We start from the raw sequence: 26,181 nt of genomic DNA on the forward strand, positions 1-26,181 counted from the left end.
TGTAATGAACGTGAATTACAATGACTGATATCGGAGGATTTCAGGACAGAGTCGCCAGGGTCGACCTGTCCGAGGGCGACGTACGGTACGAGGGTATCGACGGAGAGGACGCCGAGAAGTACATCGGCGCGCGAGGCCTGGGGGTAAAATACGTCTTCGAGCAAGGCCCGGATGTCGACCCCACTGGTCCGGAGAACCTGCTAGCGTTCACGAACGGCCCGCTCACGGGGACCCAGACGACGATGAGCGGCCGAATCGCGATCTGTACGAAATCGCCGCTGACGGGAACCGTGACGGACTCGCACCACGGCGGCTGGTCCGGCGCACGTCTGAAGTGGGCCGGCTTCGACGGGCTGCTGTTCGAAGGCGAAGCAGAGGACCCCGTGTACGCGTACGTCGAGGACGGAAACGTGGAACTCCGCGACGCGTCGAGTCTGTGGGGACAGGGCGTCCACGATACGATAGAGGCCCTCGAAGACGAGGTCGAGGGCGCGTACGGAAAGAACCTCTCGGCCATGGCTATCGGCCAGGGCGGGGAAAACGAGGTCCGCTACGCCTGCATCGTCAACGAGGACGACCGCGCGTCGGGCCGCGGCGGCACGGGCTGTGTGATGGGGTCGAAGAACCTCAAGGCGGTCGTCGTCAAATCGGGGACGGACATGCCGAAACCGAAAGACAAGGAGACGTTCATGGAGGGCCACAAGCAGGCGATGCAGGCCATCCAGGAGTCGGACGTCACCGCGCCGAACGAGGGCGGCCTCTCGCAGTTCGGGACGAACGTCCTGATGAACATCACGGAGGAGATGGACGGCCTCCCGACGCAGAACGCCCGGTACACCTCTACCGGGTCCGAGGCGAGCGAATCCCCCGACGAGCCCAATATCGACTCCGAGAACGTCTCGGGCGAGAACGTCCGCGAGAACATCCTCGTCGACGAACCGACCTGTCACTCCTGTCCGGTCGCGTGCAAGAAGGAGGTCGAGGTCGACGTCAACCACAAGGGCGAGGACATGAACGTCCGGATGGAGTCCTACGAGTACGAGTCGGCGTGGGCGCTCGGGCCGAACTCGATGAACGACGACCGCGACAGAGTCGCCGTCATGATCGACCGGTGTAACGACTACGGCGTCGACACCATCGAGATAGGCAACATCATGGCGATGGCGATGGAGGCGACAGAGAAAGGCTATCTCGACGACCTCGGTGAAGGGCTGGAGTGGGGCGACGAGGAGACCATGATCGACATGATCGAACGCGTCGCGAAGCGCGAGGACGACCTGGCGGACCTGCTCGCGGAGGGCCAGCGCCGCATGGCCGAGGAGATCGGCGCACACGACTGTCGTCTGGACGTGAAGGGCCAGGCTATCGCCGCGTACGACCCTCGCTGCATGAAGGGGATGGGCATCGGCTACGCCACCTCGAACCGCGGCGCCTGTCACCTCCGTGCGTACACCCCAGCGGCGGAGATCCTCGGGATCCCCGAGAAGGTCGACCCCTACGAGTGGGAGGGCAAGGGCGAACTGGCCGCGACGTTCCAGGACATGCACGCTATCTCCGACTCGTTCGACATCTGCAAGTTCAACGCCTTCGCCGAAGGCATCGAGGAGTACGTCCTCCAGTACAACGGCATGACCGGCCTGGACTACTCGGAAGACGACCTGCTGGAGGCCGGTGAGCGTATCTACAATCTGGAGCGGTACTACAACAACCTCGTCGGCTTCGACGGCGACGACGACTCCCTGCCCGAACGGTTCCTGCCGGGCGACGAGGGCATCCCCGGACAGGGCGCAAGCGAAGGCGAGTTCTGCGAACTAGAACAAATGAAAGAGGAGTACTACGACGTACGCGACTGGGAGTACGGCGTCGTGCCGGACGAGAAACTCGACGAACTCGGCATCGATATCGGTCCCGGAACGGGCGTCAGTAGCGGTGGAGCGGCGGCCACCGGAGACGACTGATCGGCCGAGGGTTTCATCCCGCGGCAGCGGTTTCTCCGGTGCGAGGAGACGGCTGACCGAGGGTCCAACCGGTGATTCGATGTATTTCGTTTCAGTAGGTCCATCCCACTTCAGTCACCGGGTTCGGTCGGATTCTGGCCGCAGGAAACATATCGGAGGACGATCAACTATTCGACAATGCCCGATCTCGCCACGGTGCTCGTGGTCGAAGACAACGACAGTCTCGCGTCCCTCTACGCTTCGTATCTGGACGACGAGTACGCCGTGAGAACGGCCTCCGACGAGGCGGAGGCGCACGAACTGATGGGGCCGGAGGTAGACATCGTCCTCCTCGACCGAAAACTGCCGAACACCTCCGGGGAGGAGGTTCTCTACTGGATGCAGAACCGGAACTATCACGCTCACGTGGCGATGGTCACTGCCGTCGACCCCGACTTCGACATCGTGGAACTACCGGTCGACGACTACGTTGTCAAACCGGTCACCAGCGAGGAACTGATCCGGACCGTCGAACGGTTCCGCACGCGGGGCGAGTACGACGAGCGGCAGCGAGAACTCTCCGCGAAACTCGTCCGTCGGAACGTTCTCACCGTGGAGAAAACGGCGGCCGAACTCGAAAACAGCGAGGAGTTCCAGCGCCTGGAGGCCCGCATCGACGCACTCCGCGAGGAAGTCGCTTCGCTCGAGGAATCGCTGGCCGTCGAGGGTGTCCAAACGCCGTCCGAGCCATCCGTCAGAACCCACGATTAACGTCGTCTTCTACCCTAATGTGTACTCCGGGCGACGGGAACCTCGGCGGTTCAAGTACGCCTGGTCGCGCGGAGAGTCTCTTTCTCCCGGTCGAATCACCGGCACGTACCATCCCGTCGACTAACTGCGGCACGTTCCGTCAGCGTTATGACGTTTTATATCACACGTTCCCGAATGGGAACGATCATCGGACGGCCGCTTGACGAAAACGGCGAACCGACCGACGGCCGGGGAATAGAGGTCGAACCCAACGGGCCTGCGGCCGACCTGCTCCGAAACGCTTCGCGCCCTCTGGTCTCCAGTCCCGGACTTGGTCAGTGGTTCAGCCTGTTGCGTACTCCCGACGAGAATTCGGACGAGCGCCCGGCGATCCTGCTGTGGTTGGCTCCCGACGCGACTGCACTTCCTCCCCATCGCCATCCCGACGAAGCGGAGTACTTCCGGACGGTCGAGGGCGAGATCACGGTCGTCGTCGAGGGGGAACCGCAGCGTCTCGGCCCCGGTGAGGAGGTCACGGTACAGCCAGGGCAGTCGCATTCCTTCCGGAACGACACTGACGACTTCGTGGCGACGTACGTGGAACTCCCGTGGATGAAGACTGCCGAGACGCTGTGTACCGTCTGCGGGAAGGACCACGACGGCGAGTTCGGTACAGACGGCGGGTACGGAGAGCCAGGGTTCGTTCACGGACTCGTGATGGCGGAAGCCATCCGCGAGGGAACGAAGATCCCGTCCGCACCGTTCGCCGTCCAGCGTGTGTTGTGGGCCACTGTCGGCCGCGTCGCCAAGGCCTTCGGTCACTGCGCTGTCGACAAGCGATATCTCCGCGACGAGTTCTGGGAGGCCACCGTCGAACAGCCAGACCTGTGACGGGAGTACTCGGCCGACGCGCGAGCGCCGTTACAGTCCGATGACGACGGGTGTCCGGATCTCCAGAGCGGTCTCGAACTCGGCTTCGCGGTCGGTCCGGCGGCCGATCCGGTGAACCTGCTCCTCGTGTGCGCGCCGGATCGCGTTGCGCTCTCGCTCTCGCAAGCCCAGGTCCTCGCCGAGCGTCGCCCAGTGGTCGGGGGCGGCCAGAAACACGGCACGGTCCTCGTCCTCGTGGACGCACTCGAACTGTCGTCGGTAGCGGTCGGCCCTGGGTTCGAGCGCCGCCTGCACCTGGTCGACGAGCGCCGGCAGGCGCTCGGGCGCGACGCTCGCTTTCGCGCCGGCGACGAGAAGCACCTGCCCCTCGATAGGGTCCGCCGTCACGGCATCCCTCCGGAGCGAGCGCGAGCGTTGGTCATCCGCCGGCCCGCATCGCTTTCTGTGCGAACTCGCCGACGAGTGAATCGAGCGTCGCGGGGTCGCCCTCGAACTCGACGGTCACCTCCGTCAGCGTCAGCGACGGCCCGATAGCCACGTCGTCGGCCGTCAGGGTCGCGCGCCAGTCCCCGCCCTCGACGGCGTCGTCGTCCACTTGCTCCCCGTCGAGGTTCTCCAGATACCGGACCGCCAGGCGGCGCGATATGCCGCGGAACGAACGCGTGCGCGTTACCCGCTCGCTTCCGCCGGCGACCGGCGGGAACAGCGACAGTTCGTCGCCGTCCTCGAGGACCGTCTCCGTCCCGTCCATGTGGATCACCTCCCGGCCGTTCTTGAGTATGCTCAACTGCGGTCGGATATCTCCGTCCTCAAGCAGTTGTCCGGTAAGGCCGTCGTACTCGTCCTCTAGCGTCGCGAGGACCGACCCAACGGTAGTCCGGTCGCCGTCGACGTCCATGGCGACTTCCTTCTGCCCGACGGCATCCCGGAAGGTAGCGAAGGTCCGCAACTCGATCTCCATGTCGCGGCACTAGTGTGCGACGCGCTTAAACCTCCGCCGGAGAGCCGTATTGGCCGCTATTGGTCGCCCGCAGGCCGTGTCGGTGTTCTGTAACCGTTTGCCGGTGTCCGCCGACGTGTGGTCGGCGAACGACCGAACTAAAGGAAAACAGTCTCTCTCAGTACTTGTCGCTGAGGCGGATACCGTCTTCGACGAGTCGGGCGTTTCGCTCCCGGTCGAGTTCGTCGGCGATGTCGTCGCGTTCGTAGATCTGCTCTATTAAGTCTGCATAGAGGTTTCGCCAGGCGATGGCGTAGATCGGCGACTGGCCCCACGCCCGGAGTTCGGGCACGAACTCGTCGAACGTCTCCGCGCGGTCGTCGAACTGCTCGACTGCGTCGGCGACGTACCCCGCCGCCTCGCGGTCGTCGTCGGCCTCCGCTATCGCTCGGTTTATCCGTGACTCCCATCCTTCGACCGCCCGCTGCATGTCCGTCGCGGCGCTCTGGCCGTCCTCCGGCAGCGAGTCGACGATCGGCTTCGGAACCGCGAGTGACACTTCGTCCATACCGTACGTTCCGGACCGCTGCACCAAAAACGCTCGCCGCGGGCGAAAAACGAACGTCTTGGTCGGCAGTGATCGACTCGGTTCACTGCTCTCAATTACGAACGGCTTACCGGGCGAGGGCTTCGCTTCCCTTCGCGATATCTTCGTAAGTCGCGCTTTCCGTGAGCCTCCGAAGCTAACTGCCGCTTAAACACCTCTCTGCGCCTGCTAGAATCACAACTTTCACCGAACTGACGCGGTAGTAATCGGCGATGGCATCCGTTCGCAGTTCCCTGGTCGGGCGGTCCCCATCGGTAGGCTGATTCCATCGGATCGAAACGGTCCGTAACGGTATCAGCAGTTTATCACTCATCTACGTATACTTCCTACCGGCGTGAAATTCACAGAAGACGCGGCGATCGAACGAAAACGTGATCGACACGACGACCCCGGCTCCGACCGGTGGCGACGCGCGATGACACGCCGCGACCACTCGGAGGAGCGGACCGTCGCCGCGGGAAACGACGGCCCGGATCTGCCGTCGGGCTGGGCGGTGCGGAAGGAGAGCGACGACGAGTTGGTCGTCGCCCACGAGGGCGGCGACCTGGCTCTGAGCGTGACCCGCGAAAGGGGAATCTGGAAGATACGCGGCCACCAGCGAAGCGGCGAGGCGCGCCACGTGACCGATATCGGGGCCGTCTCGACCCGCGACGACGCGATGCGACGGGTACTGTCGTGTATGGAACAGGTAAACGCGGAACTCGAACGGGTGGGGTGGGACAGGCGGATCTGCCTCCCGGAGGTCGTCGACGGCGTCTGTACGCGCGACGCCGCGACGATGGAACATATCGTTCAGTGACTGTCCAGTTCGGCGTGTTCTCGCCGACCGGCGCTACTTTTCGTCGACGTGACGAACCGAGCATGCGATGCCGCGAGTGCTCTCTGCCATCTCCGGTCCCGTCATCTGCGCGCGGCCGACCGCGAACGCCGCCGGGCCCTCGATGACGACCTCGTCGCCGACGCGGATGTCGTCGTCGGCGTTTAGCACGCCCGGCGCGAGAACGCTTCCGTGCGGGGTGAACCCATCTATCTCGACCCGTTTCGTCGCCGCGTCGCTGTCAACCCAGCGGCGCGCGCCGGCGAGGGTGAACGCGAGCACGCCGTACTGCGGGACCATGGCCGCGAGTTGCTCTCCCCCGTCGTCGTGTACGCGGAGTTTGGGGTAGCGGCTCTGCGTCGAGATGTCGCCAAACAGGTCGTCGCCGGCACCGGGACCGAACTGGTAGTCGGCGATAGCGCGGACGGTGTTGTGTTCGCGCTCCCGCTTCGAGAACTTGAGTTCGCCCGACAGCGTCGACGAGAGATTGGCCAGCGACTCGGTCGTCGTGGGGTGGTCCTCGACGGTGTACTCGAACTCCACGTCGAGCGACTCCTCGACCCGCTCACAGATGTCGCGGTACCCCTCACCGGGGACGTGTGCGATGACGCGGGGGTACTCGTTCCGTTCGAGATACTGCCGGAGGATCGTACTCACGAACTGTTTCTCCTCGGCCGACCACCGCCCGGTCACGACCGAATCGTAGTGCTGGGCGGGGTACGTGAGTTCGAGTTCCTGCGGGACGACGCCGATCGGAGAGGTCATCGACACCGTGTGGGCGCGGAACTGGGTAGCGTCGTGGAACTGCCCGTGGCTCTGGGACTCGCTGTACGGTTTGCGGGCCGAACACGGCACGAGGACCAGCGGGTTGTCGAACCGGTTGCGGTATCGCGAGGTGACGCGCTCGGCGAAGCGCTGGATCTCCACGCGACGCATGGTGTCTTCCGTCGCGGCGGTGATCTCCGCTGTTCGATAGACTGGTGTGCGCTCCTCGACGTACCCCCACTGCTGGTCGAACTCGCGAAACGCCGCGGTGAGCCACTGCTCGTGACGGGCCTGCCCCTCGACGTAGTCCCGGAGACGACCGGCGCGGATGCGCTCGCGGACGCGTCCGAGTTCCGCGGCGAGCGCGTTGACGTTGTGCCGGGCGCAGTCCTCGCGGTCGAACTCCTCGACCGACCGCTGGCAGGCGGGACAGGCACAGGGGAGTTCAGTCAGGTCTTCGAGGAACGCCTCGCCGTCGTTGGTGAGGTACTTCCCTTGCGTCCCCTTCACGACGGCCCTGTCCGGGTCAACCAGATCGACGCCGGCGTAGGCGAGGACGGCGACGTTTTTCGGCGTGGCCGCGCCGGGCAGATACAGCGCACTGTCTGCGGGGATAGCCTCGCGGATGTCGACTATCGCCTCGCGAAACGCCGCGCCGTGACCGACGAACCCCGGCGCGCCCGAGACGACGTAGGCGTCCGCCGCGTGGTCCGCCGCGGTGTCCGGCGAGACGACGACGGCGTTCGGATACTCGACCTCGGGGTGGTCGACGGCGAACGATTCCTGCACCTCGTCCGCGGTGCCGCCGGGAAACGCGCGGTGCGGGAGGACAGTGAGCGTCGACTCGTCGCCCTCGGGTAGTTCGCGCTCCTCGGGCCAGAGGCTCCCGGCGTCCTCGATGATCCCGTGAGAGCGGGCGCTCGGGTCGCCGCCGCGGTCCACTTCGTCGACTAACGCCGGCGTCGTCACCGGGTCCGAGAGGCGGAGTTCCGCCACCCGGGCGGCCCCGTCGTGCTCGTGGACCTCGAAGTAGTCGGTCATACCCGTCGAGAGTGGCCCCGCCGGAATGAGCGTGTCGTTACGGCCCGGGCGCTGTCGACGCGGCCGCGGTTCGGTTGCCAGAAGTTCGCACACCCCCACAAGGTTTTTTGAACCGGTAGCGCGTCCCTATCTATGGACGAATTAGACACGGACAGGGACGGCCGTCGCGCTCTCCTCGCCCTCGTTAGGCGGTACGGCGACGGCTACCGAGTCCACCTTACTCTCGGCATCGCGTTGACGGTCTTCACCGTAGCCGTGTCGCAGGTGATGCCGTACATTCTCGGCGTCGCTATCGACGCGCTGTTTACCGGCACGCAGCAGTACTCGATCCGGTTTCTCCCCGACGCGTGGATACCCGCCGAACGGACCGGTCAGTTCTGGTTCACGCTCGGTCTCATCGTCGTGCTGTCGACGGCGGCGCTCGTCTTCGGCACCACGGCGGACTATCTCTGGGGCAACTTCGCCCAGCACATGCAACACGAGGTGCGGGTCGACGCCTACGAGGCCGCTCAGGAGCGCGAACTCGCGTTCTACGACGACACGCAGACGGGTGAGGTGATGAGCGTGCTGAACAACGACGTGAACAAACTGGAGAACTTCTTCACCCAGATCGTCTCGATGGGGATCCGGGTGTTGGTGATGACCGCGGGCATCTCGGCGTTCATGCTCTGGATCCATCCGCAACTCGCGTCAGTCGCGCTGCTCGTGTTGCCCGTTCTCTTCGGCGTGACGCGGCTGTTCGAGCGCCGCGTCTCCCCGAAGTACGAGGAGAAACGCTCCCGCGTCGGCAAACTGAACGGCCGGCTTGAGAACAACGTCGGCGGGATTCAGACGATCAAATCATACAACACGGAGAACGAAGAACGCGACCGCGTACAGGACTCGTCGGCGGACTACCGCGACATCGCGTGGTCAGCGTTCCTGGAACGGGTCGGCCTCATCGGCTCAATCTCCGGACTGACCTCGCTCGGCTACGCCGTCACCTTCCTGGTCGGCGGCTACTGGCTGCTGTTTCAGCCGCCGCTGTTTTTCACAGCGCCGCTGTCGGTCGGGACGCTCGTCACCTTCCTGCTGTACAGCAACCGGTTCCAGTTCCCGATGTACCAGTTCGCCGGCGTGCTCGACGGCTATCAGAACGCCCGCGCCGCCGCGGCGCGAGTGGTCACCCTGTTGGAGGGCGACAGCGATATCCGCGACGCACCGGACGCCGACGACCTCGCGGTCCCCGAGGGTCGCGTCGAGTACGACGACGTGACGTTTTCCTACGACGGCGCTGACGAACCGGCGCTCACGAACGTCTCGTTCGAGGCCGAACCGGGTTCGTTCGTCGGCCTCGTCGGCCCCACCGGTGCCGGCAAGTCGACGACGATGAAACTGCTCCCGCGGCTGTACGAGGTGACCGAGGGCGCGGTGCGTATCGACGGCCAGGATGTGAGCGACGTGACGCTCCGGAGCCTCCGCAACCGCGTCGGCTACGTCTCGCAGGAGCCGTACCTCTTTACGGGTACCGTCGTCGAGAACATCGCGTACGGCAAGGAGGCGAGCCACGAGGAGGTCGTCGCCGCCGCCAAGAGCGCCGGCGCTCACGAGTTCGTCACTGAACTCGACGACGGCTACGACACCGAGGTCGGCGAGCGCGGCGTGAAGCTCTCGGGCGGACAGAAACAGCGCGTCGCCCTCGCCCGGGCGCTGCTGAAAGACCCAGAGATACTCGTCCTCGACGAGGCGACCAGCCACGTCGACAACGAGACGGAGGCCGTCATCCAGGAGCGCCTGGTGGACCTCACCGCCGACCGGACGACGTTCGCAATCGCTCACCGACTCTCGACGATCCGGGACGCAGACACCATCCTCGTGTTCGACGACGGCGAGATAGTCGAGCGAGGGAGCCACGAGGAACTGCTCGCCGCGGACGGCCTCTACGCCAACCTCTGGCGAGTGCAGGTCGGCGACGTGGAGGAACTACCGGATTCGTTCCTCGACCGCGCACAGCGGCGGATGCAGGCGGAGACGTAGCATCGTCCGGCGCGTTGCCGGGCGCATTCTGCACTACTGTCGCTCGGCCAGGTCGATCCGTTCGACGCCGTCCGGCAACCGCCGGACGACGTGGTCCGGCCAGTCGTAGTGGGCGACGGTGACCGCCGTCTCGGGGTTCAGTTCGGCGAACCGCGCCACGGCCTCGGCGGCGGCGCGGCGGGCCTCGTCGTCGGCCCTGCTCGGCGTCTCCGCGGTCAGCGGATACGTCTGGGCGAGCGCCGGCGGCACGGGGCCGAACGGTGGGACGAGCCGCCACGTCTCGTCGTAGCCGGTTACGTCCGCACCCTCCGTGAGCAGTAGGTCGCCCGCCGGCGCGTCGATCCGGTCGAGGCGCTCGCGGTGGCGAAGCACCTCCGGCCGGCGCGCGCTCTCCGAGGAGACGTAGAAGAACGTGCCTTTCGAGGTCGGGTCCTCGCGCTCCAGTTGCTCGGCGTGGTCCAGCAGTGCGCGGTAGCCGTCCAGCATCGCCGGGTGGCCGCGAGCGCGTGTCTCGACGAGTTCGAGCAGGTTCCCCGTCCGGATCGCCTGCTTGATCCGCCGTATCTCGGCGAACGTGACGTGGAGGTTGTGCGCGGCGAGTTCCTCCTCGCGGGCGTTTCGGCCCAGTGCGCGGACCTCGTCGGGCGTGTACTCGGCGCACACCGGACACGAGCAGGGGAAGTAATCGAGGTCGTCTAACTGCTGCGTGCCGCGGACGGTGAGGTAGCGGTCGTCGCGTGCGTACAGCGCGTACGCCGCGGAGTCGAACAGGTCGCAACCGAGCGCCGCGGCGAGCGCAAACATCATCGGGTGGCCCGCGCCGAACAGGTGGACCGGCGCGTCCGCCGAGAGGCCGCGCTTGCACGCGGCGACCACGTCGACCATGTCGTCGAACCGGTAGTCGTTCATCAATGGCACGACCGCGCCCACGGGGAACACGTCGAGCGACGACGCGTCGGCGGTCCGGGCCGCTTCCTCGCGCAGGTCCGCGTAGGTCGACCCCTGTATCGGCGCGGTGACGAGCATATCGCCGGTGTCTATCGTCTCGGCTTCGGCGATGCGCTCCTCGGTCGTCTCCAGGTCGATCTCGGCGGTCTCGCGCGAGGCGTCCGGCGGCGTCGGGATGTCGACCGGCGTGCCGATGTCCGAGCCGATGTCGCGCTGGAACTCGAGGATCTCGGGCGGCGTCACGTCTATCTCGCCGTACACCGACAGCTGGAACGACCCCGAATCGGTCATGATCGCGCCGTCGAAATCAAGCAGTTCGTGCAGGCCCTCGGCCAGTGCCTGCTCGCGGAGTTCCTCGTTCCCGTGGATGATGTAGGAGTTGGTGATGAGTATCTCCGCGCCGAACTCCTCGGCGAGTCGCGACGGGGAGATCGTATCCAGATTGGGGTTTATCACCGGCAGCAGCGCCGGCGTCTCGACTGTCACCCCCGCCCGGGGGACGGTCAGTTCCCCGATGCGGCCCGCGGCGTCCGCGTCGCGGAGTTCGAAGTGATCGCGCATTGGTTCGCGGTAGCCCCGGCGCGTGGGTAAGGATTCCGTTCCGCGTCGTTGCGGTCAGAACTCGGTGTCACCGTCCGTTCCAGTGAGAAACCACTTGACGATGCTCCCTTCGCCGCGCCGCAGGATCTCACTCACCGTGGACTTGTCTGCCTCCAGCGTGGCCGCGAGGTCCGCGAGCGTACACTCCCGCGGCACCTCGAAGTACCCCTCCCGGACGGCCGCGGCGAGCACCTCCCGCTGTCGGTCGGTCAGGAGCCCCGACGAGTTCTCGTTTCCGACCACGGAGCGTAGCTCGTACGAGAGGCCGGCCGCTTCGACCGCCGTCCGGAAGCGGTCCAGCACCTCCCGCGAGCCGGTGAACTCGTACTCGATCCAGCCGTTCCGAACCGTGATCGGATACTCGGGCGGCACCGACGACCGCTCGACGGCCTCGTAGAGTCCGATGTCCGTCGTCTCGTATCTCGCCACGACCGTCTCGTCGGCGCGCTCCAGACGCTGGTACGCGACGATAGACGGGTGGTCGTCGATGGCAGCGGACACGGCGTCGGGGTCGTCTGCCTCCACCTCGCCGAGTTCGATCGCCGTCGAACCGGCCCTGAACCCCGTCAGAAGCCGAAACGTCGCCTCCGGAAACGAGCGCGACACTTCAGCGACCCAGGTGCCCTCGGGGAGTTGAACGTGGAACTGAGCTCTGATCATCTCGTATCACCTGTCGCTATCGGCGTCCAACACCAAGATGTTGGGCAAATTGATTCCTCGGCTTCGGCCGGATCTTCACGCAGTGATCCGCAACACTGCCGCGTACGCTCGCTGGAACCGTCCCGCAACCGTCGTCGCGGAGCTCCGCCGACGAAACCCGCTCCTGTTCGCTGTCGCCGCGCTCAACGCCGCGTTGTTCGTTGGATTCGCCGCCGGAATCGCCCTCGATCCGCGGACCGTCGGCGGGGAGCCTGTCTGGCTCAAACCCGCGAAGTTCGCGGGCTCGATAGCGCTGTTCACCGCGACGCTCGGCTGGATAGGTCACCACCTCCCTGTCGCCGATAGCACCCTGCGGCGCGCGTCGCTCGCCGTGGCGACGGCAAGCGTCGTCGAGATAACGCTCATCGCCGGGCAGGCGGCACGCGGGGTCGAATCGCATTTCAACCAGTCGACGGCGTTCGACACGGCCGTATACGCCGTCATGGGGCTGACTATCGTCGCCATGGTCGCAGTCGTCGCGTGGCTACTCGTCCGGGCTTGGCGGCGGGAGTTCGCCGTCGCCCCGGCGTACGAATGGGGCATCTGCCTCGGCATTGCGCTGTTCGTCGTCGGGTCGTACGAGGGCGGCGCGATGGTCGTGCTGGAGGCCAGCGCGGTCGACTCCAGTCCGGCGATTCCGGTGGTCGGCTGGAACGCCGGCGGGGATTTCCGAGCGGCGCATTTCCTCGGACTCCACGCGCTCCAGGCGCTCCCGCTCGCCGGCTATCTCGCGTCCGAAGCGAGCGAGAAGGGCCGACTTGCGCGACCTGTGCGGGCCGTCCAACTTGTCGCGGCGGGCTACGCGACGCTGCTGGTCGCGGCGTTTACCCACGCGCTCGCTCCGGCGCTCGGGTAACGTGTCCCGCTGTCGGCGTGCGGCCGCCGGCCTATTCGAACAGCGCGTAGTACAGCACGCCGAGCGCCGTTCGGCCGTCGGATATCTCCCCCTCGCGGACGGCCTCCCGGAGGTCGTCGAACTCCGCCGTCGTCACGCGGATCGTCTCGTTGTCGTCCAGGTCCTGCTCGGCGGTCGGCGCGCAGTCGCGCGCGAGGAAGTAGTGGAAGACGACGTCCGAGATGCCGTTTGCGGGTTCGACCGAGGTGAGATGTTCGACCTCGCCGGCCTCGTAGCCTGTCTCCTCGGTCAGTTCGCGTCGGACCGCGGCGGTCAGGTCGACGTCGCTCGGTTCCAGACCGCCCGCGGGGAGCGCGCGGTTGACTCGTTTCACGGCCTGACGCCACTCCTCGACCAGAACGACGTCGCCGTCGGCGGTGAAGGGGAGAACGACGACGCTCTCGCCTTCCGTGAGATAGTCGAAGTCCGTCTCGGTGCCGTCCGGGAGACGCGCGTCTTCCTTGATAACGTCGAACCCGGGACAGGAGTAGGCGACGCCGGAATCGAGCGTCTCCCACGCCAGACCGTCGTCGACAGAACCGCTGTCACCGTCGCTGTCGACAGAACCGCTGTCACTGTCCCAGTCGTCGGCAGACCCGCTGTCGTTCGTCCCGTCACGTGAGCCGTCGTCAGCGTCCATGCACGCCAGTACGGCTACTGCCCGCAAAAGTGCGCCGAACGGTCCGTCGCTCGGCCGCTAGTCGGTGAGGCCGTAGCCGCGTTTGAACAGCGCAATGTCTACCAGCACGACCGCCAGCGTCAACGCCGACAGGACGGCCAGAGCGACGTTGTGATCGATGTCCGAGTACGCCAGGAAGCCGTACCGGACGCCGTTGACCATGTACACCATCGGGTTCAGTAGCGACAGCGTCCTGTAAAGCGGCGGAAGGATCTCCAGTGAGTAGAACACGCCGCCGAAGAACACGAGCGGGCGGACGATGAACTGATTCATCACCGTCAGGTAGTCGAAGTCCTCCGCCCAGAGGCCACCCACGACGCCGAGGCTGGCGAACAGCACGGAGATAACGACGAGGAAGGCGACGAGGTAGAACGGTCGCGCGACGCCGACCGGTTCGAAGGCGTACCCCACGAACGCGATGATGACCCCGACTACCAGTCCGCGGAGCGCGCTCGCGCCGATGTAGGCGAGCACCATCTCCGTGTACGACATCGGCGACGTGAGCGTTTCGTGAATGTACTCGTTCCACCGCCCGTGGAAGATCGAAAACGAGGCGTTCTCGAACGCGTTCGAGATGGCTCCGAGCACGATGAGGCCGGGGAGGATGAACACGATGTAATCGAACCCCTGAATCTTGTCGATGCGGTCCCCCAGGATGACGCCGAACACGGAGAAATACAGTACGTTCGTGATCAGCGGCGGGAGGAAGGTGTTCGACGGCCGCCGGACGTACCGGAGTATCTCCCGCTTTACGAGCGCGTACGTGCTCACGGACAGGAACCTCACGCCGAGTCACCTCCCGGGATCCCGGCGGACTCCTCGCCGCTCCGTGCACCCTCTCCGTCGTCGTTCGTCAACTCGACGAACACCTCTTCCAGCGACGTACGGGTGATCTCCAGGTCGACGATCTCGTGGCCGCGAGCCTCTAGTTCGTTCAGGACCTGCGGCGCGACGCGGCCGCCCTGTTTCGCCCGCACCGCAAGCCGGCCGTCCTCTATCGTCACGCCCTCGACCCTGTCCAGATGGGTGAGGTCGGGCGCTGTCGACGGCGTCGTCTGCGTCCGGACGTAAATCGTGTCGGTCCCGCGGTCCATCAGTTCGTCCGGACTGGCGACCTCCAGTTTCCGCCCCTCGTTGATGATCGCCACGCGGTCGCAGAGCCGTTCCGCCTCTTCGATGTAGTGCGTCGTCAACAGGACGGTAGTACCCCCCTCGTTGAGTTCCTGGACGATGTTCCAGAGGTCGTGGCGCAACTGGACGTCGACGCCCGCCGTCGGCTCGTCGAGGATGAGCAGGTCCGGGTCCGTGACCAGTGCCCGCGCGAGCAGTAGCCGTCGCTTCATCCCGCCGGAGAGCCAGTCGAAGCGCTCGTCGCGTTTGTCGTAGATCCCCACTGTCTTCAGCGCCTCGTCCGCGCGGCGCTCGGCCTCGTCTTCGGGGATACCGTGATAGCCGGCCTTGTGCTGTAACACCTCGCGGATCGGGAAGAAGCGGTCGACGTTGTACTCCTGTGGCGCGAGGCCGATGGCGTCGCGGACCTCGCGGTAGTCGTCGACGACGTCTTGGCCGAACACCCGGGCTTCGCCGCCCGACTTCCGGACCAGCCCGACGAGTATCTCGATGAACGTCGTCTTTCCGGCCCCGTTCGGGCCGAGCAAGCCGAAGAACTCGCCGTCCTCGACGCTGATCGAGAGCTCGTCGAGGGCGCGCAAGTCGCCGTACTCCTTCACCAGGTCCTGCGTCTCGATCGCCCGTGGCATCTACCGTACCGTCTCTCACTCGGCGGCTAAAGCACGTCGAACGCGGGTGCCGCTGCCACCGGTTCCGCTGGGCGACCGGCTCGCTGCGGCGACCGGTTTCCTCGCCGGCCGACGGTTCGAACTCCTGTTCAGAGGCTCCCGGCGTCGAGCGCCTGCTCGTTGCGCCGCCGTGCCTGTTCGACCCGCCGCCCGACGGCGGCGGTCACGGCGTCCGGAAGGTCGTCCGTCTCTGTCAGCCGTTCCGCGACGCGGTGGAGTCGGTCTCGGACCGCTTCGAGACGCTGGTCCGCACCGTTCCCGTCGCCGTCCTCTGCCCGCTCGGCGGCGCGGGACGCGGCGTCGGCCACCGCCTCCAGCGCTCGCGCTACTCCCCGGCCGTTGTCGCCCGGTTCGTCTCGGTCATCTCCGTCGTCATCGTCGTCGAGTTCCGCCCGCACCCGTCTCGCCGTCTCCTCTGAGAGGGCGGCGAGAAACGACGCGAGCGAGGCTTTGCCGGTCCGCGGCCGGTCGATCGTCACCTCGCTCTCCTCGCCGGGATTGACACGGAACGCGCCGACCTCGTTGTCCGCGTCCCGAACCTCCGTCGTGTACGCGCCGCCGCCGTGGACGTACACTGAGTCCCGCCCCGAAAGCGGTGCATCGTACAGCCGACCCCCGAAGTCGTCTTCCACCGCGAGCGCCCGCAGATCCGCGTCCGTCCCGTCCGCATCGACGCGAAGTTTGACGGCGTCCTCGCGGGCCGTGACCGCTATCCGGCCGTCGACGCCCGCCGTCGTCGCCGTGTCGCTCTCGTCTACCGTCACGCGCTCGCTGTGCGGGGCGACCCCCGCGCCGTTGACCGTGACTCGATGGTCGCCGGCGGGCACGTCTGCGGCGACTGCGACGCCGCCGAACGTCGGGACTGCCTCCGGGTCGCTCTCGACCAGCACCACGGCCTCGGTACCGAGGTCCGCCGTGGTCACGCCCTCGCCGTCGGGCGCGTCAGCGCTTTCGACGGCTTCCTGCACCGCGGCGACGACCAGACCCGCCCCGTCAGGGCCGGCGATGGCGTCGTATCGCTCCGCAAGCGTAGACCGGTGCGACGGGTCGGAGATGTCCGCCGCGGGGTTGTCGTACCGTGGCTGGTCCCAGGGCACGCCCGTCGACGTGATGTGACCGGCGACCCTGTCCTCCGCGAACTCGGGGACGGCGAACTCGAAACTCAACTGCGGACCGGTGAACTCGCCGACGTGTTCCACGTCGGCAGTCGGTTCCAGCGCGTATCGGACGTCCGCGGCGTTCTCGTGGTCGTGGCCGAACACCAGCCCCGTCTCCCGCTGAGGGAGGTCGTTCGGCGGGGACGCCAGGTCCTCGAACGACCGGACGGTGAGGCCGGCGGGGATCAGGTCGGACTGGCCGACCGCCGGCAAGCGGTCGTGGTCGTAGATGGGTTCGCCATCGAGTTCGGGGACGACGAACGGGAGCCGTGTCCCTTCGTCCCGCGGGAGTCCGTAGGCGATGGGCAGTTCGTCGACGACCTCGACGCCGGCTAACACCTGGTTCGTCACGTCGGCGACGGCGTCAGGCAGTGGAAACCGCTGGAAGCTATCGCGGTTCTCGTTGACAGAGAGGCCGCTGGAGTGCGAGCCGAGTTCCGGCAGGATGCGCGGGAACGCGTCCGGATCCGGGTCGAGGAACTCGTTGTTCGGCACTTTCCGCGAGTGGGCGCTGGCGACGAACAGCTGCGGCGTCTCCGCCTCGACGTCGACGAAGACGTGAACCGCCTCCCAGTCGTGCCAGTGAAAGTTCGTCGAGAACTGGTCGAACGCCGAGTACAGCCAGAACTGCACGACCGCAAGCGGCGAGCTTTCGTACCGGATCGCGCGGTAGAACACGGTCGGGTCCGGCGGGGCCTCGGAGTCGGTGAACCGCTCAGTGTAGCCGTCGAGCGCATCGAACCCGTCGACGACCGTCTCACCGTTTGATTCGCTCTCGTACGGCCGCGGGTCCGTCGGGAACCACCGCTCGGCGGCATCGAAGTAGAGCGTCGGCGCGAACCGCTCCGCCAGTTCACGTGCCCGGTCGTCGTCGACTTCGGTCGTCGGCGTGTCCTCACCGCCGAGGAACTGCAGGCCGGCGAGCGTACCAGCGCCGACCGCTCCCGTTCCGGCGGCGGCTTTCAGCAGGTCGCGACGGGACAGGTTTCCCGGATCGGTCACGGGCCTCGGATTACCTCTCGGTCGGTCGCGGCACGCGCTCTCGACAGTTCGTTCAACGTCTGGCTCATAGCTCGACCAGTTACTGTCGGTGCAAAGGTTTTCTGGCATCGTCCGGCGGCGGCGTCCGCCGATACACGGCTCAGAAGAGTCGGTCGAGTTGCCGCTGGGTCTCGGCCAGCGTCTCGGAGTTATCGACCGTCACGTGGTCGACCGAGAGGGGGTCGAACTGCTCGCGGATCATCGCATGTACCTCGAAGTCGGCGTCGCTTTCGTCGTCGGTTCGCCCCGCTATCCGCTCTCTGACGACGGGTTCGGCGCATTCGACTTTCACTGACCGAAACTCCGCCCCCAGTTCGTCAGCCAGCGACTGCGCCCGCTCCCGAACGGGGCGGTACTGGAACGTCCCGTCGAGCACCGCGTTCTCGCCGCGCCGGACCGCTTTACGGCCGCGAGCGAACAGTTCATCGTACACGCGCTTTCGCTCCGCATCAGTGTACTCCGGGTCAGGAGCGACGTCTTCACGAACCACGTCGGTCCGGAGTAACTCCCCGTCGATCCGGTCGGCAACCCCCTCAGAAACGGTCGTCTTCCCGACGCCCGGTGGCCCGCAGACGACCACCAGTTGCGGATGGTCGGCCGCCGTCTCTCTCGCCGTCGCGGATCCGGTGTCAGCCATCGGTACCATCCTCGGTTGGCCCCTCGAAAACGCGGTCGACACTCATTCCTCTCTACGATCAGACGGGACTTACATATCAGTATCGGGAGCGGTCGACGGCGGAGACTGACCGGTACGGCTCGACGGGATATCTATCGCGGCCGAAATACCTCCGTTTCGACCTCTCAGTGGAGCATGTCGAGCAGGAAGATGAGGAGGAACCCGGCGAAAAACAGCGTCGTCGAGGTCGGCGTCTCGGGCACCTTCTGGGCCTTGACCAGGAGCTCCTCGGTCACCAGATAGAGGAGGGCGGCCGACCCGAACGCGAGCACGAGAGCGATCGGCGTTCCCGTCACGCCGTCGAAGACGAGCACGCCGGCGGTTACCCCGCCGAGTAACAGGAGTCCGAACGCGGCGGGGACGGCGAGTTTCTTGAGCGTCCCCGTCTTCTCCGGGAGCGCGATGACGCCGGTCACGCCGAGAAAGAGGACCTCTATCGCCAGCGCAACGACGATGAGGATCCCAGTGGCCGCCTCGGCCAGGAACGTCACGCCGATCAGGACGCCGTCGATGAGCATGTCGATACTCACGGTGATGAGCAGACCGGATGCCCCCGCGGCCTTCCCGCCGATACCGCGTTTCTCCACGTACTTGCTGAGTTGATGGATGCCGAGCATCGTTGCGACGCCGATCGCGAAGCCGACGACGACTACGCTCGGCGCTCGCGTGTGGACGTCCGGCAGAAGTTCGGCGGCGACGGCGGCGAACACCACGCCCGCGGCGAAGTGCTGTACGTTACTCTCCATCTGTGCTCCCGGTGGACGATAGACTGCGACGAGTCCGCCGACGAGTGCGGCAACGACGGCTATCATCGTGTACGACAGCGCCTGCGTCAGCGTTCCGGGCATTCCCTAGCAGTACTATGGCTACCCAGTTGAAAGTTGTCGGATCCGGAGGGTTGTTATCGCCCGGAACGGCGGAGTAGTCTTACCGCCGGAAAACATGCCTAACAGACTGTAATTTTCGATCCGAGTCGGAACAGGGCTGTACAGAAGGTCGAACAGTTCGCGAATCAACCCTTACTCAGTCAGCATCGGTGGAATCGAATGGTGTACCGACTGTCGTCGACGGACTGTGTTCTACAGCGGTGGGAACTACTAAGCCGCGACACGACGAACTTCAACAGAGGAGGGGCTGATACAAATGAGTGATTCCAACGGTGACGAAGACGACCCGACGACGGTCCACTTCGTTGATGGAACAACGGAGGCCTACAACGTCGTCGTGAGACCGTATGGCTCGAATTGGCTCTATGCATTACGTCCGGATACGGCGGCGAACCACTGTGTCCTCAACGCTGAGAACGTAACCCGCATCGAAGCCCAGACTGTCGCCCAACTCGATGAAGGAGTCGGATACTGCGATTTCGACCGACGTGACGGGATCGAGACCTTCGTTAAGCAGGAAAGCTGGATCGCTATCGAGAACGCTAGTGATTGAGATGCCCGGTATCGAACCCGCTGAACGCTCACGCGAGTGTGGCCGTAGTTGTAACCTGAAGGTGTCGAGATAGTCGACATCACCAGTGGTGATGCACTGAGCGACACAGTAGAGCGATTGCGCTCCTTGTCATTACGAAATTGGGGAACGTAGGCCGACGCGAATGTCGAATACGGGAAGACGAGCGAAGCGAGTCCTCCCTGCTCGAATTCCCTTGCTGTCTATTTGTCACACATCGCAGACTCGTCGCTCCGCTCCTCGTCGTTGTGATGCGGGAAAAGTGGGCCGGCGCGAATTCGAATCGCGGTTACGGCCACCCGAAGGCCGAAGGATACCAAGCTACCCCACCGGCCCGCACGAGAGACAAGGGCGGTGTCGTTTTTAACAGTTCCGAAACGGGTGACGGCCGGCGATCAGTAGGACTCGTATCCGCCGGTGTCGAGGTAGTTCTGCGCGACGGTGATAGCGTGGTCGGCGTGGAGTCGCTCGGGACCGAGGCGGACGCGGTGGTCCGCCGCGTCGGCAAGCAGGTCCGCTTCGTCCGCCTCGAAGTTGTGATGGTCCGAGAGGACGAACGCGGGGTTTTCCGGCGGGGAAACGTCCACCACGGGTTCGCCGTCTTCGTGCAGTTGGACGACGGTGCTTTCGGCGGCAACGTCCTCAAGAACCGGTTCGAACCCGCGTCGCGTGAGCGAGACGCCGGGGCTGGACTCGACGGGCATGTGCCCGATAGCTTCCTCACGTTCGTCGAGGGCGTTTCGTATCAGGGCCGCGGTGGAGCGCTCGTCGGGGTTGAGTCGGCGCAGGTCGCTCCCCTCGAACGTGACGGTGAACTCGTCCGCCAGTACGAGGTGGACCCGAACGTCTTCGCGGATGTCGTGCGAGAGGAAAAACGCGGAGTTGACACAGCGACAGAGCACGTCGAGGCGGCCCGCACCGCCGGTGATGTCGTCGAGCGGGAAGTCGGGCGTCGTCGGAGCGTCGTGACCGAGAATAACGAACTGGCGCATACCGTGACGTACGGGTGATCGTCCATACGTTCATCGGAATGGCAAGGCAATTACCCCCGCCGGGCCTGGTGGGACACATGACCGTCATCGAGGACGCCCGCGGGGTCATCGACGCTGGCCCCGTCTGCGACGCCTGCCTCGGCCGCTGTTTCGCGGACCGGAGTTTCGGCCTGACGAACGGCGAACGAGGGAAGGCGCTGCGTGTGACCGCCGCTCTGGAAGACGACGAGGAGTACGACCCGGTGAGCCCCGAGGAGTGCTGGGTTTGCGAGGGCCGCTCCGGCGAGTTCGACGAGTGGGCCGAACGCGTCGCGGAGGCCGTCGAAGGCATCCACTTCGAGACATATCAGGTCGGCACGCGCACGCCGCCGCTCATCGAGGAGAACGAGCGACTGCTCCGCGAGGAGGCGGGCCTCGACGACACCGCCGACGAAGTCGAATCGCCCACCCAGACGGACGACGCCGGCGAACGGTTCAAATCGGAGTTCAACCGCGAGGTCGGCAAGCGCGTGGGGGAACTCACCGATACGATGGTCGACTTCGACCGTCCGGACGTGCTGGCGCTTCTAAACCTCGAACGCGAGGGCGACGTGGAGATCCAGGTCAACCCCGCGTTCGTCTACGGTCGCTACCGCAAGTTAGAGCGGGACATTCCACAGACGGAGTGGCCCTGCAGAGAGTGCGGTGGCAGCGGCAAGCAACTCGGCGACGCCGGCGAGGAGCCCTGTGACTACTGCGGCGGGAGCGGCTATCTGTACGATGAGAGCGTCGAAGAACTCGTCGCGCCACACGTCCGTGAGGCCATGGACGGCGAGGAGGCCGTCTTCCACGGCGCGGGCCGCGAGGACGTCGACGCGCGGATGATAGAACGCGGCCGCCCGTTCGTCGTCGAAGTGAAGGAACCGGGGTTCCGCTCGCCCGATGTCGACGAACTCGAAGCGGCGATCAACGACGCCGCCGAGGGGTCGGTCGAGGTGACCGACCTCGCGCTCGCGACACACGAGATGGTCGAACGCGTCAAGGAACTCGACGCGAGCAAGACCTACCGGATGGACGTCGAGTTCGCGGAACCGGTTTCCGCCGAGGAACTGGACGGCGCACTCGACGACCTCGACGGTGCGACGATCGAGCAGTACACGCCCGAGCGCGTCGACCATCGTCGGGCGAGCGTCACGCGGACGCGACAGGTGTACGATATCGAGGGGTCCTTGGAAGATGACACCCGCGCCACCATCGAACTCCACGGCGAGGGGGGCCTCTACGTCAAGGAACTCGTCAGCGGCGACAACGGACGGACGGAGCCGAGTCTCGCCGACCTGCTCGGCGTCGACGCCGAGGTGACGGCGCTTGACGTGGTCGACGTGCAGGGAGAGGACGAACCCTTCGACGACCCCGAGTACCTCCGGGAGTGAGCGGGTTCCGGCGTTCGCGGACGGAACCGGCCTCTGAACCATCGTCCGGGTAGTCGGCCGAAACTTTTTGCGCGGTACATCCTAGCATACCATGGGGGATAGTCCATGTGCCACCACTACGAGAGTGAACGCCTGACCGAGTACGAGTTTGCGTACGAAACCGAGAAAGAGGAATCGGACGACGACGAGGTCGCGGACCTCGACGAGAGCGAGGAATTCGACGAGATCGGTCCCGCCGTTCCGCCGGCCGACGACTGAGTTCGCTCACCCGTTCGTTTTTATATAGGTCCGTCAACGATCGTATTGCACTCCTGTGGTTTACCCGGGGTGATTATGAGTGGTCGTCCGGATCGCTCACTGGGGGACAATGGCTATCGAAACACCGCACGACCTGTTCGAGCACCACCTGCAAGAAGCCTACTACGTCGAGAACGAACTCGTCGACAACCTCGCGGTGATGGCCGACGAAGTGACCGAAGAGCAACTGTTCGAGGACTTTCAGGAACACGAGGAAGAGACACAACAACACGTCCAGCGGCTCGAAACCGTCTTCGAGTCGATCGGCAGGGAACCGACGATGAGTGAATCGGCAGCCCTCGACGGTCTCGTCGAAGAGAAAAACGAACTGTCGACGGAGATCCGGGACGACGAACTCCGGAACGTCGCTCTCGTCGGTGCGGGCATCAAAACCGAGCGCATGGAGATATCGATGTACGAGGGGATGATCCAACTCGCCGATGAGATGGACGTCGACGACGACGTGACGGACGCGCTTGAGGCCAACCTGAGCGACGAGAAAGACGCCCTGCAGAAACTCAAGAGCCGCGCGGAGGGCTCGAAACTGAAGCAGGTGCTTGCCGACCTCACGGGCTGAGCGCGGTGCGACACCGCAAACTGTTTTCTCTCGCCCGCCGGACGATGGGCTATGACTGCCGTGTTCGGCGCTGACGAAGCGGGCAAGGGACCCGTCCTCGGATCGATGTTTGCGGCGGCTGTAGCCGTCGACGACCCTGCGGTTCTACCGGACGGGATCGACGACTCGAAGAAACTGTCGCCGTCACGGCGCGAGTCACTCGCCGAATCGCTCCGCGAGGACGACCGCGTCGACATCGCTGTCGCCGAGATCACGCCCGAACGGATCGACGCGCCGGAGACGGATATGAACACGCTCACCGTCGTCGCCCAGGCGGAAGCACTCGCGGGCGTCGTCGCGGACGGAATGAGCGGGGTCGTCGACGCCGGGGACACGAGCGAATCGCGGTTCGGTCGCCGCGTTGCGGACCGGCTTCCGGCGACGGTCGACCTGACTGCGGAACACGGTGCCGACGAGGCCCACGCGGCCGCGGGCGCGGCGAGCGTCGTCGCGAAGGTCGAACGCGACGCCCAGATGGCGGCGTACGCCGAGGAGTACGGCGCGGTCGGCAGCGGCTATCCGAGCGACGCGACGACGCGGGAGTTTCTCGCGTCCCACGTGGAGAAAACGGGCTGTCTGCCGCCGTTCGCACGAGAGTCGTGGTCGACCTGCGACGATATCCTCGCGGCGGCCGAGCAGGCGGGGCTAGAAGAGTTCTAGCGGTCCGTCACCAGCGCGCGGAGGATGTCACCGTAGGCGGGCCGGGTGACGAGAACGCCGACCAGGACGCCCAGGATGGTGATGATAGCGAAGCCCTGTAGCTGGCCGAGCGAGAGCACCGCGAGCGGACTCATCGCCACGATGGTCGTCGCGGCGGCCGCACCGATGACCCAGAACGCCTTCCGGAAGCGGTTCTGGAAGATGCGACTGGAGTTGACATCGCCCTCGGACATCACCCCGTCGGCGATGATTATCAGGTCGTCCACCCCCGTACCGATGACGGCGATGAACCCGGCGATCACCGAGAGGTCGAGCGGATACTGGATCGCCGCCGAGAATCCGAGGAGGATAACGACCTCCGAGAGTGCGGTGACGACCATCGGTGCCGCGACACGGGCGTTGCCGTAGCGGAGATACACCGTGAGCGAGACCGCGATGACCGCGATGATCCCGGTGATCAGCGAGTTGGTCTTGAACCGGTCACCGAGCGACGGTTCGACGAACTGCGTCTGCGCTTGCTCGAAGTCGAGCGGCGCGGGAAGGCGACCGGCTTGGAGGCTCAGATGCAGGTTGCGGGCCTCATCCTGCGTGTTCGCCGTCATCCGGAACTGCGGGTCCCGGGTGAAGTCGCCGTCGGGACGCCAACTCGTCGCGAGGTCCCGGCGGACGCCTGCACCGTAGACGGTTTCGTTGTCGACGACGGTCAGCAGACAGTAGCCGGGATCCGTGTTGTTCTCGCGCTGGGCGTCGTACTGACAGTTGCTGAACGCCTGCCGGTTCGTGAACCCGGCCTCGTCGAGCGTGGTGGCCATCTTATTGGCCGCCTCGTCGTTGTTGACCGTCACCGAGACGAAGTACTCGCCGGTGCGCTCGTCTTGCTTGACGGTGCTTGCCGGGTCGATGTCCTCGCCGCGGAGCACCAGCTCCTGGCGGTACTCCGTCGAGCCGTTGTTCTGCTCGGGGTACAGCGCGTCGATCCGCACTTCGCCGCGGCTCTGAATGAGGCTCCGAAGTTCCTCGCGGTCGCGGTTCGGAGCGGTGACGACGATGTACCGTTCGCCGCCGGCCGTCGTCGACTGCGTTACCGTCCCGCCGGCGAGGCCGGACTCGCTTATCTTCCTGTCGAGGACTTCGACTATCGTCTGTCTCGTATCTGCGGTGACGCCGTTGCGGATCTCGCCGTGGGTGACGTTCGCCGCGGCGAGTGCGCTCTCGAACTCGCTCTCGCTGACGTTCTCGTCGAACACTTCGACGGTCGTCGCGTCGGAGGTGCGACTGGCGCTGACGTCGATGGTTTCGATTCCGAGTTCGGTAGCCACGTCCCGTTCGACCTGGGCCTTGTTTTCGAACTCCGCGTCTTCAGCGGTCATGCCGATCACCGGCGCGCGGATCCGGGCACCGCCGTCTAGCTCGATGCCGTACTGGAGATTGGTCGGGCCGTCGCTCTGGACGTTCGCGCTGTCGTCGCCGACGGTCGCGCCGGGAACGAACAGGGCGAACACGCTGAGCAACAGGAGGATGACGAGCATCACGACGCGCCAGTTCGACCGAATAGCGCTGAGTGCGCTCATCGAGCGACCCCCTCGAACTTGTACCATCGAAGCAGGCTAAGATTGAGCATGTACGTGTTCATCAGGTCCGCGGTGAGCCCGAAGACGAGGATGAGACCGATGTCGCTGAGCAGGTCGATCCCGAACAGCGTGGCCACGATGGCCATCACCGCCATCGCGGAGATAGAGGTGAGCGTCATCGTCACACCGGTCCGCATCGCACGATAGGTGCTGTCGTAGAACTCGCCGGACCGTCGCAGGATGTGGTTGTTCAACAGGATGTCTGAGTCCACGCTGTAACCGATGAGCATCAGGAGTGCGGCGATAGTCCCGAGCGTGAGATCGATCCCGAACACGTTCATCAGTGCAAGCGGGATCACGATGTCGCTGAACGCGGAGATGACGATAGCGATGCTGGGGACGAACGTTCGGAAGAAGGCAAACGCGAGAACGCTCATTCCGACGAAGGCGATGACGACCCCGTACAGCGCCTCGGTCTGAGCTTGAGAGCCGAAGCTGGGCGACGTCGAGGAACTAGAGAGGACCTCGAAGCCCGCGTCGTCAGCTTGGGATTCCAGAGCTCCGATGTCGGACGGCGGGAACTCGACGATATACGTGTCCTCTTCGCCGCGGATCGACCGCACGTTCGACGGTTCCTGGTCGAACGCCGTACGGATTGCGTCTTCGGACTGATCCGTCTGAATCGTGAGTTCCGCCCCGCCAGTGAACGCAGTGCCGGGGTCGACGGGCGCCCCAGTGAACAGATACCACCCGAGAAGGATCGCCAGCGCGACCGCGAGAACGGCGAGAGGGATGGCCGCCAACTGGCGATTCGTGTACCGGGTGTAATCGATCTCCGGTACTTCGATCTCTACCATGGCCGCGAATCCGTATCCGTCCCGAATAAGCTTTCTTATCTCGAAAACGCCCTCCTGCGG

Annotated in this window: 26 protein-coding genes, 1 tRNA gene and 1 pseudogene; 11 read left to right on the forward strand and 17 right to left on the reverse strand. The window is 65.3% G+C overall.

The window, feature by feature from the left end; all coding sequences use genetic code 11:
- The first annotated feature begins 20 nt into the window (after nucleotides 1–20).
- From EYW42_RS15730 to EYW42_RS15740, 3 genes are all read left to right on the forward strand, one after another.
- Nucleotides 21–1,958, forward strand: a complete 1,938-nt coding sequence (locus tag EYW42_RS15730) for an aldehyde ferredoxin oxidoreductase family protein (RefSeq protein ID WP_135536255.1) — start codon at nucleotides 21–23, stop codon at nucleotides 1,956–1,958.
- Between the two features lie 177 nt (nucleotides 1,959–2,135).
- A complete protein-coding gene (locus EYW42_RS15735; protein ID WP_135536257.1) occupies nucleotides 2,136–2,708 on the forward strand; it encodes a response regulator transcription factor in 573 nt (190 codons plus the stop codon).
- 174 nt (nucleotides 2,709–2,882) lie between these two features.
- Entirely contained in the window at nucleotides 2,883–3,578 is a 696-nt protein-coding gene (locus EYW42_RS15740) for a cupin domain-containing protein (RefSeq protein ID WP_135536259.1), read from the forward strand.
- Between the two features lie 30 nt (nucleotides 3,579–3,608).
- Here EYW42_RS15740 and EYW42_RS15745 read toward each other — a convergent pair whose 3' ends face one another.
- The 4 genes and pseudogenes from EYW42_RS15745 to EYW42_RS15755 form a co-directional block, all read right to left on the reverse strand.
- Nucleotides 3,609–3,965 carry a hypothetical protein gene (locus tag EYW42_RS15745; RefSeq protein WP_135536261.1) on the reverse strand — a complete coding sequence of 119 codons (357 nt, stop codon included), beginning with the start codon at nucleotides 3,963–3,965 and terminating at the stop codon, nucleotides 3,609–3,611.
- Between the two features lie 31 nt (nucleotides 3,966–3,996).
- Complete coding sequence (locus EYW42_RS20570; protein WP_202613932.1) at nucleotides 3,997–4,284, reverse strand: hypothetical protein; 288 nt, start codon at nucleotides 4,282–4,284, stop codon at nucleotides 3,997–3,999.
- Nucleotides 4,261–4,539: pseudogene (locus EYW42_RS20575) on the reverse strand (ubiquitin-like small modifier protein 1); the annotation flags it as partial. The pseudogene EYW42_RS20575 and the gene EYW42_RS20570, both read right to left, overlap by 24 nt.
- 157 nt (nucleotides 4,540–4,696) lie before the next feature.
- The gene (locus EYW42_RS15755; RefSeq protein ID WP_135536265.1) at nucleotides 4,697–5,086 is read right to left on the reverse strand and encodes a hypothetical protein; all 390 of its coding nucleotides are present in this window, start codon (nucleotides 5,084–5,086) and stop codon (nucleotides 4,697–4,699) included.
- 454 nt (nucleotides 5,087–5,540) lie between these two features.
- On the opposite strand from EYW42_RS15755, the gene EYW42_RS15760 reads away from it, so the two are divergent.
- On the forward strand, nucleotides 5,541–5,924 hold the full coding sequence (locus tag EYW42_RS15760) for a hypothetical protein (protein ID WP_135536267.1): 384 nt from the start codon (nucleotides 5,541–5,543) through the stop codon (nucleotides 5,922–5,924).
- A 33-nt stretch (nucleotides 5,925–5,957) separates the two neighbouring features.
- On the opposite strand, the gene arcS is transcribed toward EYW42_RS15760, so the two are convergent.
- Nucleotides 5,958–7,748: an archaeosine synthase subunit alpha gene (gene arcS, locus EYW42_RS15765; RefSeq protein WP_135536270.1), complete on the reverse strand. Its 1,791-nt coding sequence runs from the start codon at nucleotides 7,746–7,748 to the stop codon at nucleotides 5,958–5,960.
- A 132-nt stretch (nucleotides 7,749–7,880) separates the two neighbouring features.
- Here arcS and EYW42_RS15770 point away from each other — a divergent pair, with 132 nt between their 5' ends.
- On the forward strand, nucleotides 7,881–9,764 hold the full coding sequence (locus EYW42_RS15770; RefSeq protein WP_135536272.1) for an ABC transporter ATP-binding protein: 1,884 nt from the start codon (nucleotides 7,881–7,883) through the stop codon (nucleotides 9,762–9,764).
- Nucleotides 9,765–9,797: 33 nt separating this feature from the next.
- On the opposite strand, the gene tgtA is transcribed toward EYW42_RS15770, so the two are convergent.
- Nucleotides 9,798–11,273 (reverse strand): tRNA guanosine(15) transglycosylase TgtA, encoded by a 1,476-nt coding sequence (gene tgtA / locus EYW42_RS15775; protein ID WP_135536274.1) that lies wholly within the window; start codon nucleotides 11,271–11,273, stop codon nucleotides 9,798–9,800.
- Nucleotides 11,274–11,327: 54 nt separating this feature from the next.
- A complete protein-coding gene (locus EYW42_RS15780) occupies nucleotides 11,328–11,972 on the reverse strand; it encodes a helix-turn-helix domain-containing protein (protein WP_135536276.1) in 645 nt (214 codons plus the stop codon).
- A gap of 82 nt (nucleotides 11,973–12,054) precedes the next feature.
- Here EYW42_RS15780 and EYW42_RS15785 point away from each other — a divergent pair, with 82 nt between their 5' ends.
- Entirely contained in the window at nucleotides 12,055–12,867 is an 813-nt protein-coding gene (locus EYW42_RS15785; RefSeq protein ID WP_202613922.1) for a hypothetical protein, read from the forward strand.
- A gap of 31 nt (nucleotides 12,868–12,898) precedes the next feature.
- Here the strand turns inward: EYW42_RS15785 and EYW42_RS15790 are convergent, their stop codons facing one another.
- The 6 genes from EYW42_RS15790 to EYW42_RS15815 all read right to left on the reverse strand — a co-directional run bounded on the left by EYW42_RS15790 (nucleotide 12,899) and on the right by EYW42_RS15815 (nucleotide 19,106).
- Nucleotides 12,899–13,546 (reverse strand): NUDIX hydrolase, encoded by a 648-nt coding sequence (locus tag EYW42_RS15790; RefSeq protein ID WP_135536278.1) that lies wholly within the window; start codon nucleotides 13,544–13,546, stop codon nucleotides 12,899–12,901.
- Nucleotides 13,547–13,603: 57 nt separating this feature from the next.
- On the reverse strand, nucleotides 13,604–14,371 hold the full coding sequence (locus EYW42_RS15795; protein WP_135536281.1) for an ABC transporter permease: 768 nt from the start codon (nucleotides 14,369–14,371) through the stop codon (nucleotides 13,604–13,606).
- Nucleotides 14,368–15,345 carry an ABC transporter ATP-binding protein gene (locus tag EYW42_RS15800; protein WP_135536283.1) on the reverse strand — a complete coding sequence of 326 codons (978 nt, stop codon included), beginning with the start codon at nucleotides 15,343–15,345 and terminating at the stop codon, nucleotides 14,368–14,370. The genes EYW42_RS15795 and EYW42_RS15800 overlap by 4 nt, the downstream gene beginning before the upstream one ends.
- 128 nt (nucleotides 15,346–15,473) lie before the next feature.
- Nucleotides 15,474–17,543, reverse strand: coding sequence for a hypothetical protein (locus tag EYW42_RS15805; RefSeq protein WP_135536285.1), 2,070 nt, complete (start codon nucleotides 17,541–17,543; stop codon nucleotides 15,474–15,476).
- Nucleotides 17,544–17,682: 139 nt separating this feature from the next.
- Nucleotides 17,683–18,219, reverse strand: a complete 537-nt coding sequence (locus tag EYW42_RS15810; protein ID WP_135536287.1) for an AAA family ATPase — start codon at nucleotides 18,217–18,219, stop codon at nucleotides 17,683–17,685.
- Between the two features lie 164 nt (nucleotides 18,220–18,383).
- The gene (locus EYW42_RS15815; protein ID WP_202613923.1) at nucleotides 18,384–19,106 is read right to left on the reverse strand and encodes a ZIP family metal transporter; all 723 of its coding nucleotides are present in this window, start codon (nucleotides 19,104–19,106) and stop codon (nucleotides 18,384–18,386) included.
- A 295-nt stretch (nucleotides 19,107–19,401) separates the two neighbouring features.
- Here EYW42_RS15815 and EYW42_RS15820 point away from each other — a divergent pair, with 295 nt between their 5' ends.
- Complete coding sequence (locus EYW42_RS15820; RefSeq protein WP_135536289.1) at nucleotides 19,402–19,698, forward strand: hypothetical protein; 297 nt, start codon at nucleotides 19,402–19,404, stop codon at nucleotides 19,696–19,698.
- Nucleotides 19,699–19,979: 281 nt separating this feature from the next.
- Here the strand turns inward: EYW42_RS15820 and EYW42_RS15825 are convergent.
- Together EYW42_RS15825 and trmY are read right to left on the reverse strand one after the other, a co-directional pair.
- Nucleotides 19,980–20,052 (reverse strand) — tRNA-Pro (locus tag EYW42_RS15825).
- A gap of 59 nt (nucleotides 20,053–20,111) precedes the next feature.
- A complete protein-coding gene (gene trmY / locus EYW42_RS15830; RefSeq protein WP_135536291.1) occupies nucleotides 20,112–20,708 on the reverse strand; it encodes a tRNA (pseudouridine(54)-N(1))-methyltransferase TrmY in 597 nt (198 codons plus the stop codon).
- A 77-nt stretch (nucleotides 20,709–20,785) separates the two neighbouring features.
- Here trmY and EYW42_RS15835 point away from each other — a divergent pair, with 77 nt between their 5' ends.
- The 4 genes from EYW42_RS15835 (at nucleotide 20,786) to rnhB (ending at nucleotide 23,693) form a co-directional block, all read left to right on the forward strand.
- Complete coding sequence (locus EYW42_RS15835; RefSeq protein WP_135536293.1) at nucleotides 20,786–22,120, forward strand: tRNA pseudouridine(54/55) synthase Pus10; 1,335 nt, start codon at nucleotides 20,786–20,788, stop codon at nucleotides 22,118–22,120.
- Between the two features lie 105 nt (nucleotides 22,121–22,225).
- Nucleotides 22,226–22,378: a hypothetical protein gene (locus EYW42_RS19550; RefSeq protein WP_161972971.1), complete on the forward strand. Its 153-nt coding sequence runs from the start codon at nucleotides 22,226–22,228 to the stop codon at nucleotides 22,376–22,378.
- 79 nt (nucleotides 22,379–22,457) lie between these two features.
- The gene (locus EYW42_RS15840; RefSeq protein ID WP_135536295.1) at nucleotides 22,458–22,994 is read left to right on the forward strand and encodes a YciE/YciF ferroxidase family protein; all 537 of its coding nucleotides are present in this window, start codon (nucleotides 22,458–22,460) and stop codon (nucleotides 22,992–22,994) included.
- 51 nt (nucleotides 22,995–23,045) lie between these two features.
- Complete coding sequence (gene rnhB / locus EYW42_RS15845) at nucleotides 23,046–23,693, forward strand: ribonuclease HII (protein ID WP_135536297.1); 648 nt, start codon at nucleotides 23,046–23,048, stop codon at nucleotides 23,691–23,693.
- Here the strand turns inward: rnhB and EYW42_RS15850 are convergent.
- Together EYW42_RS15850 and secF are read right to left on the reverse strand one after the other, a co-directional pair.
- A complete protein-coding gene (locus EYW42_RS15850; protein ID WP_135536299.1) occupies nucleotides 23,690–25,264 on the reverse strand; it encodes a preprotein translocase subunit SecD in 1,575 nt (524 codons plus the stop codon). The genes rnhB and EYW42_RS15850 overlap by 4 nt on opposite strands.
- Nucleotides 25,261–26,121, reverse strand: a complete 861-nt coding sequence (gene secF, locus EYW42_RS15855; protein ID WP_135536302.1) for a protein translocase subunit SecF — start codon at nucleotides 26,119–26,121, stop codon at nucleotides 25,261–25,263. The genes EYW42_RS15850 and secF overlap by 4 nt, the downstream gene beginning before the upstream one ends.
- Nucleotides 26,122–26,181: the final 60 nt, after the last annotated feature.

Origin of the sequence: Halostella pelagica (assembly GCF_004762015.1) — an archaeon.
GTDB classification, from domain to species: domain Archaea; phylum Halobacteriota; class Halobacteria; order Halobacteriales; family Natronoarchaeaceae; genus Halostella; species Halostella pelagica.

Excerpts from the sequence above, each read along its gene's own strand:
- EYW42_RS15735 (WP_135536257.1), top strand. The coding sequence starts at position 2,136 with ATGCCCGATCTCGCCACGGTGCTCGTGGTCGAAGACAACGACAGTCTC.
- EYW42_RS15835 (WP_135536293.1), top strand. The coding sequence starts at position 20,786 with ATGACCGTCATCGAGGACGCCCGCGGGGTCATCGACGCTGGCCCCGTC.
- rnhB (WP_135536297.1), top strand. The coding sequence starts at position 23,046 with ATGACTGCCGTGTTCGGCGCTGACGAAGCGGGCAAGGGACCCGTCCTC.
- EYW42_RS15780 (WP_135536276.1), bottom strand. The coding sequence starts at position 11,972 with ATGATCAGAGCTCAGTTCCACGTTCAACTCCCCGAGGGCACCTGGGTC.
- EYW42_RS15755 (WP_135536265.1), bottom strand. The coding sequence starts at position 5,086 with ATGGACGAAGTGTCACTCGCGGTTCCGAAGCCGATCGTCGACTCGCTG.
- EYW42_RS15770 (WP_135536272.1), top strand. The coding sequence starts at position 7,881 with ATGGACGAATTAGACACGGACAGGGACGGCCGTCGCGCTCTCCTCGCC.
- EYW42_RS15790 (WP_135536278.1), bottom strand. The coding sequence starts at position 13,546 with ATGGACGCTGACGACGGCTCACGTGACGGGACGAACGACAGCGGGTCT.
- arcS (WP_135536270.1), bottom strand. The coding sequence starts at position 7,748 with ATGACCGACTACTTCGAGGTCCACGAGCACGACGGGGCCGCCCGGGTG.
- EYW42_RS15730 (WP_135536255.1), top strand. The coding sequence starts at position 21 with ATGACTGATATCGGAGGATTTCAGGACAGAGTCGCCAGGGTCGACCTG.
- EYW42_RS15800 (WP_135536283.1), bottom strand. The coding sequence starts at position 15,345 with ATGCCACGGGCGATCGAGACGCAGGACCTGGTGAAGGAGTACGGCGAC.
- EYW42_RS19550 (WP_161972971.1), top strand. The coding sequence starts at position 22,226 with ATGTGCCACCACTACGAGAGTGAACGCCTGACCGAGTACGAGTTTGCG.
- trmY (WP_135536291.1), bottom strand. The coding sequence starts at position 20,708 with ATGCGCCAGTTCGTTATTCTCGGTCACGACGCTCCGACGACGCCCGAC.
- secF (WP_135536302.1), bottom strand. The coding sequence starts at position 26,121 with ATGGTAGAGATCGAAGTACCGGAGATCGATTACACCCGGTACACGAAT.
- EYW42_RS15850 (WP_135536299.1), bottom strand. The coding sequence starts at position 25,264 with ATGAGCGCACTCAGCGCTATTCGGTCGAACTGGCGCGTCGTGATGCTC.
- EYW42_RS15820 (WP_135536289.1), top strand. The coding sequence starts at position 19,402 with ATGAGTGATTCCAACGGTGACGAAGACGACCCGACGACGGTCCACTTC.
- EYW42_RS15760 (WP_135536267.1), top strand. The coding sequence starts at position 5,541 with ATGACACGCCGCGACCACTCGGAGGAGCGGACCGTCGCCGCGGGAAAC.
- EYW42_RS15815 (WP_202613923.1), bottom strand. The coding sequence starts at position 19,106 with ATGCCCGGAACGCTGACGCAGGCGCTGTCGTACACGATGATAGCCGTC.
- EYW42_RS15740 (WP_135536259.1), top strand. The coding sequence starts at position 2,883 with ATGGGAACGATCATCGGACGGCCGCTTGACGAAAACGGCGAACCGACC.
- EYW42_RS15810 (WP_135536287.1), bottom strand. The coding sequence starts at position 18,219 with ATGGCTGACACCGGATCCGCGACGGCGAGAGAGACGGCGGCCGACCAT.
- tgtA (WP_135536274.1), bottom strand. The coding sequence starts at position 11,273 with ATGCGCGATCACTTCGAACTCCGCGACGCGGACGCCGCGGGCCGCATC.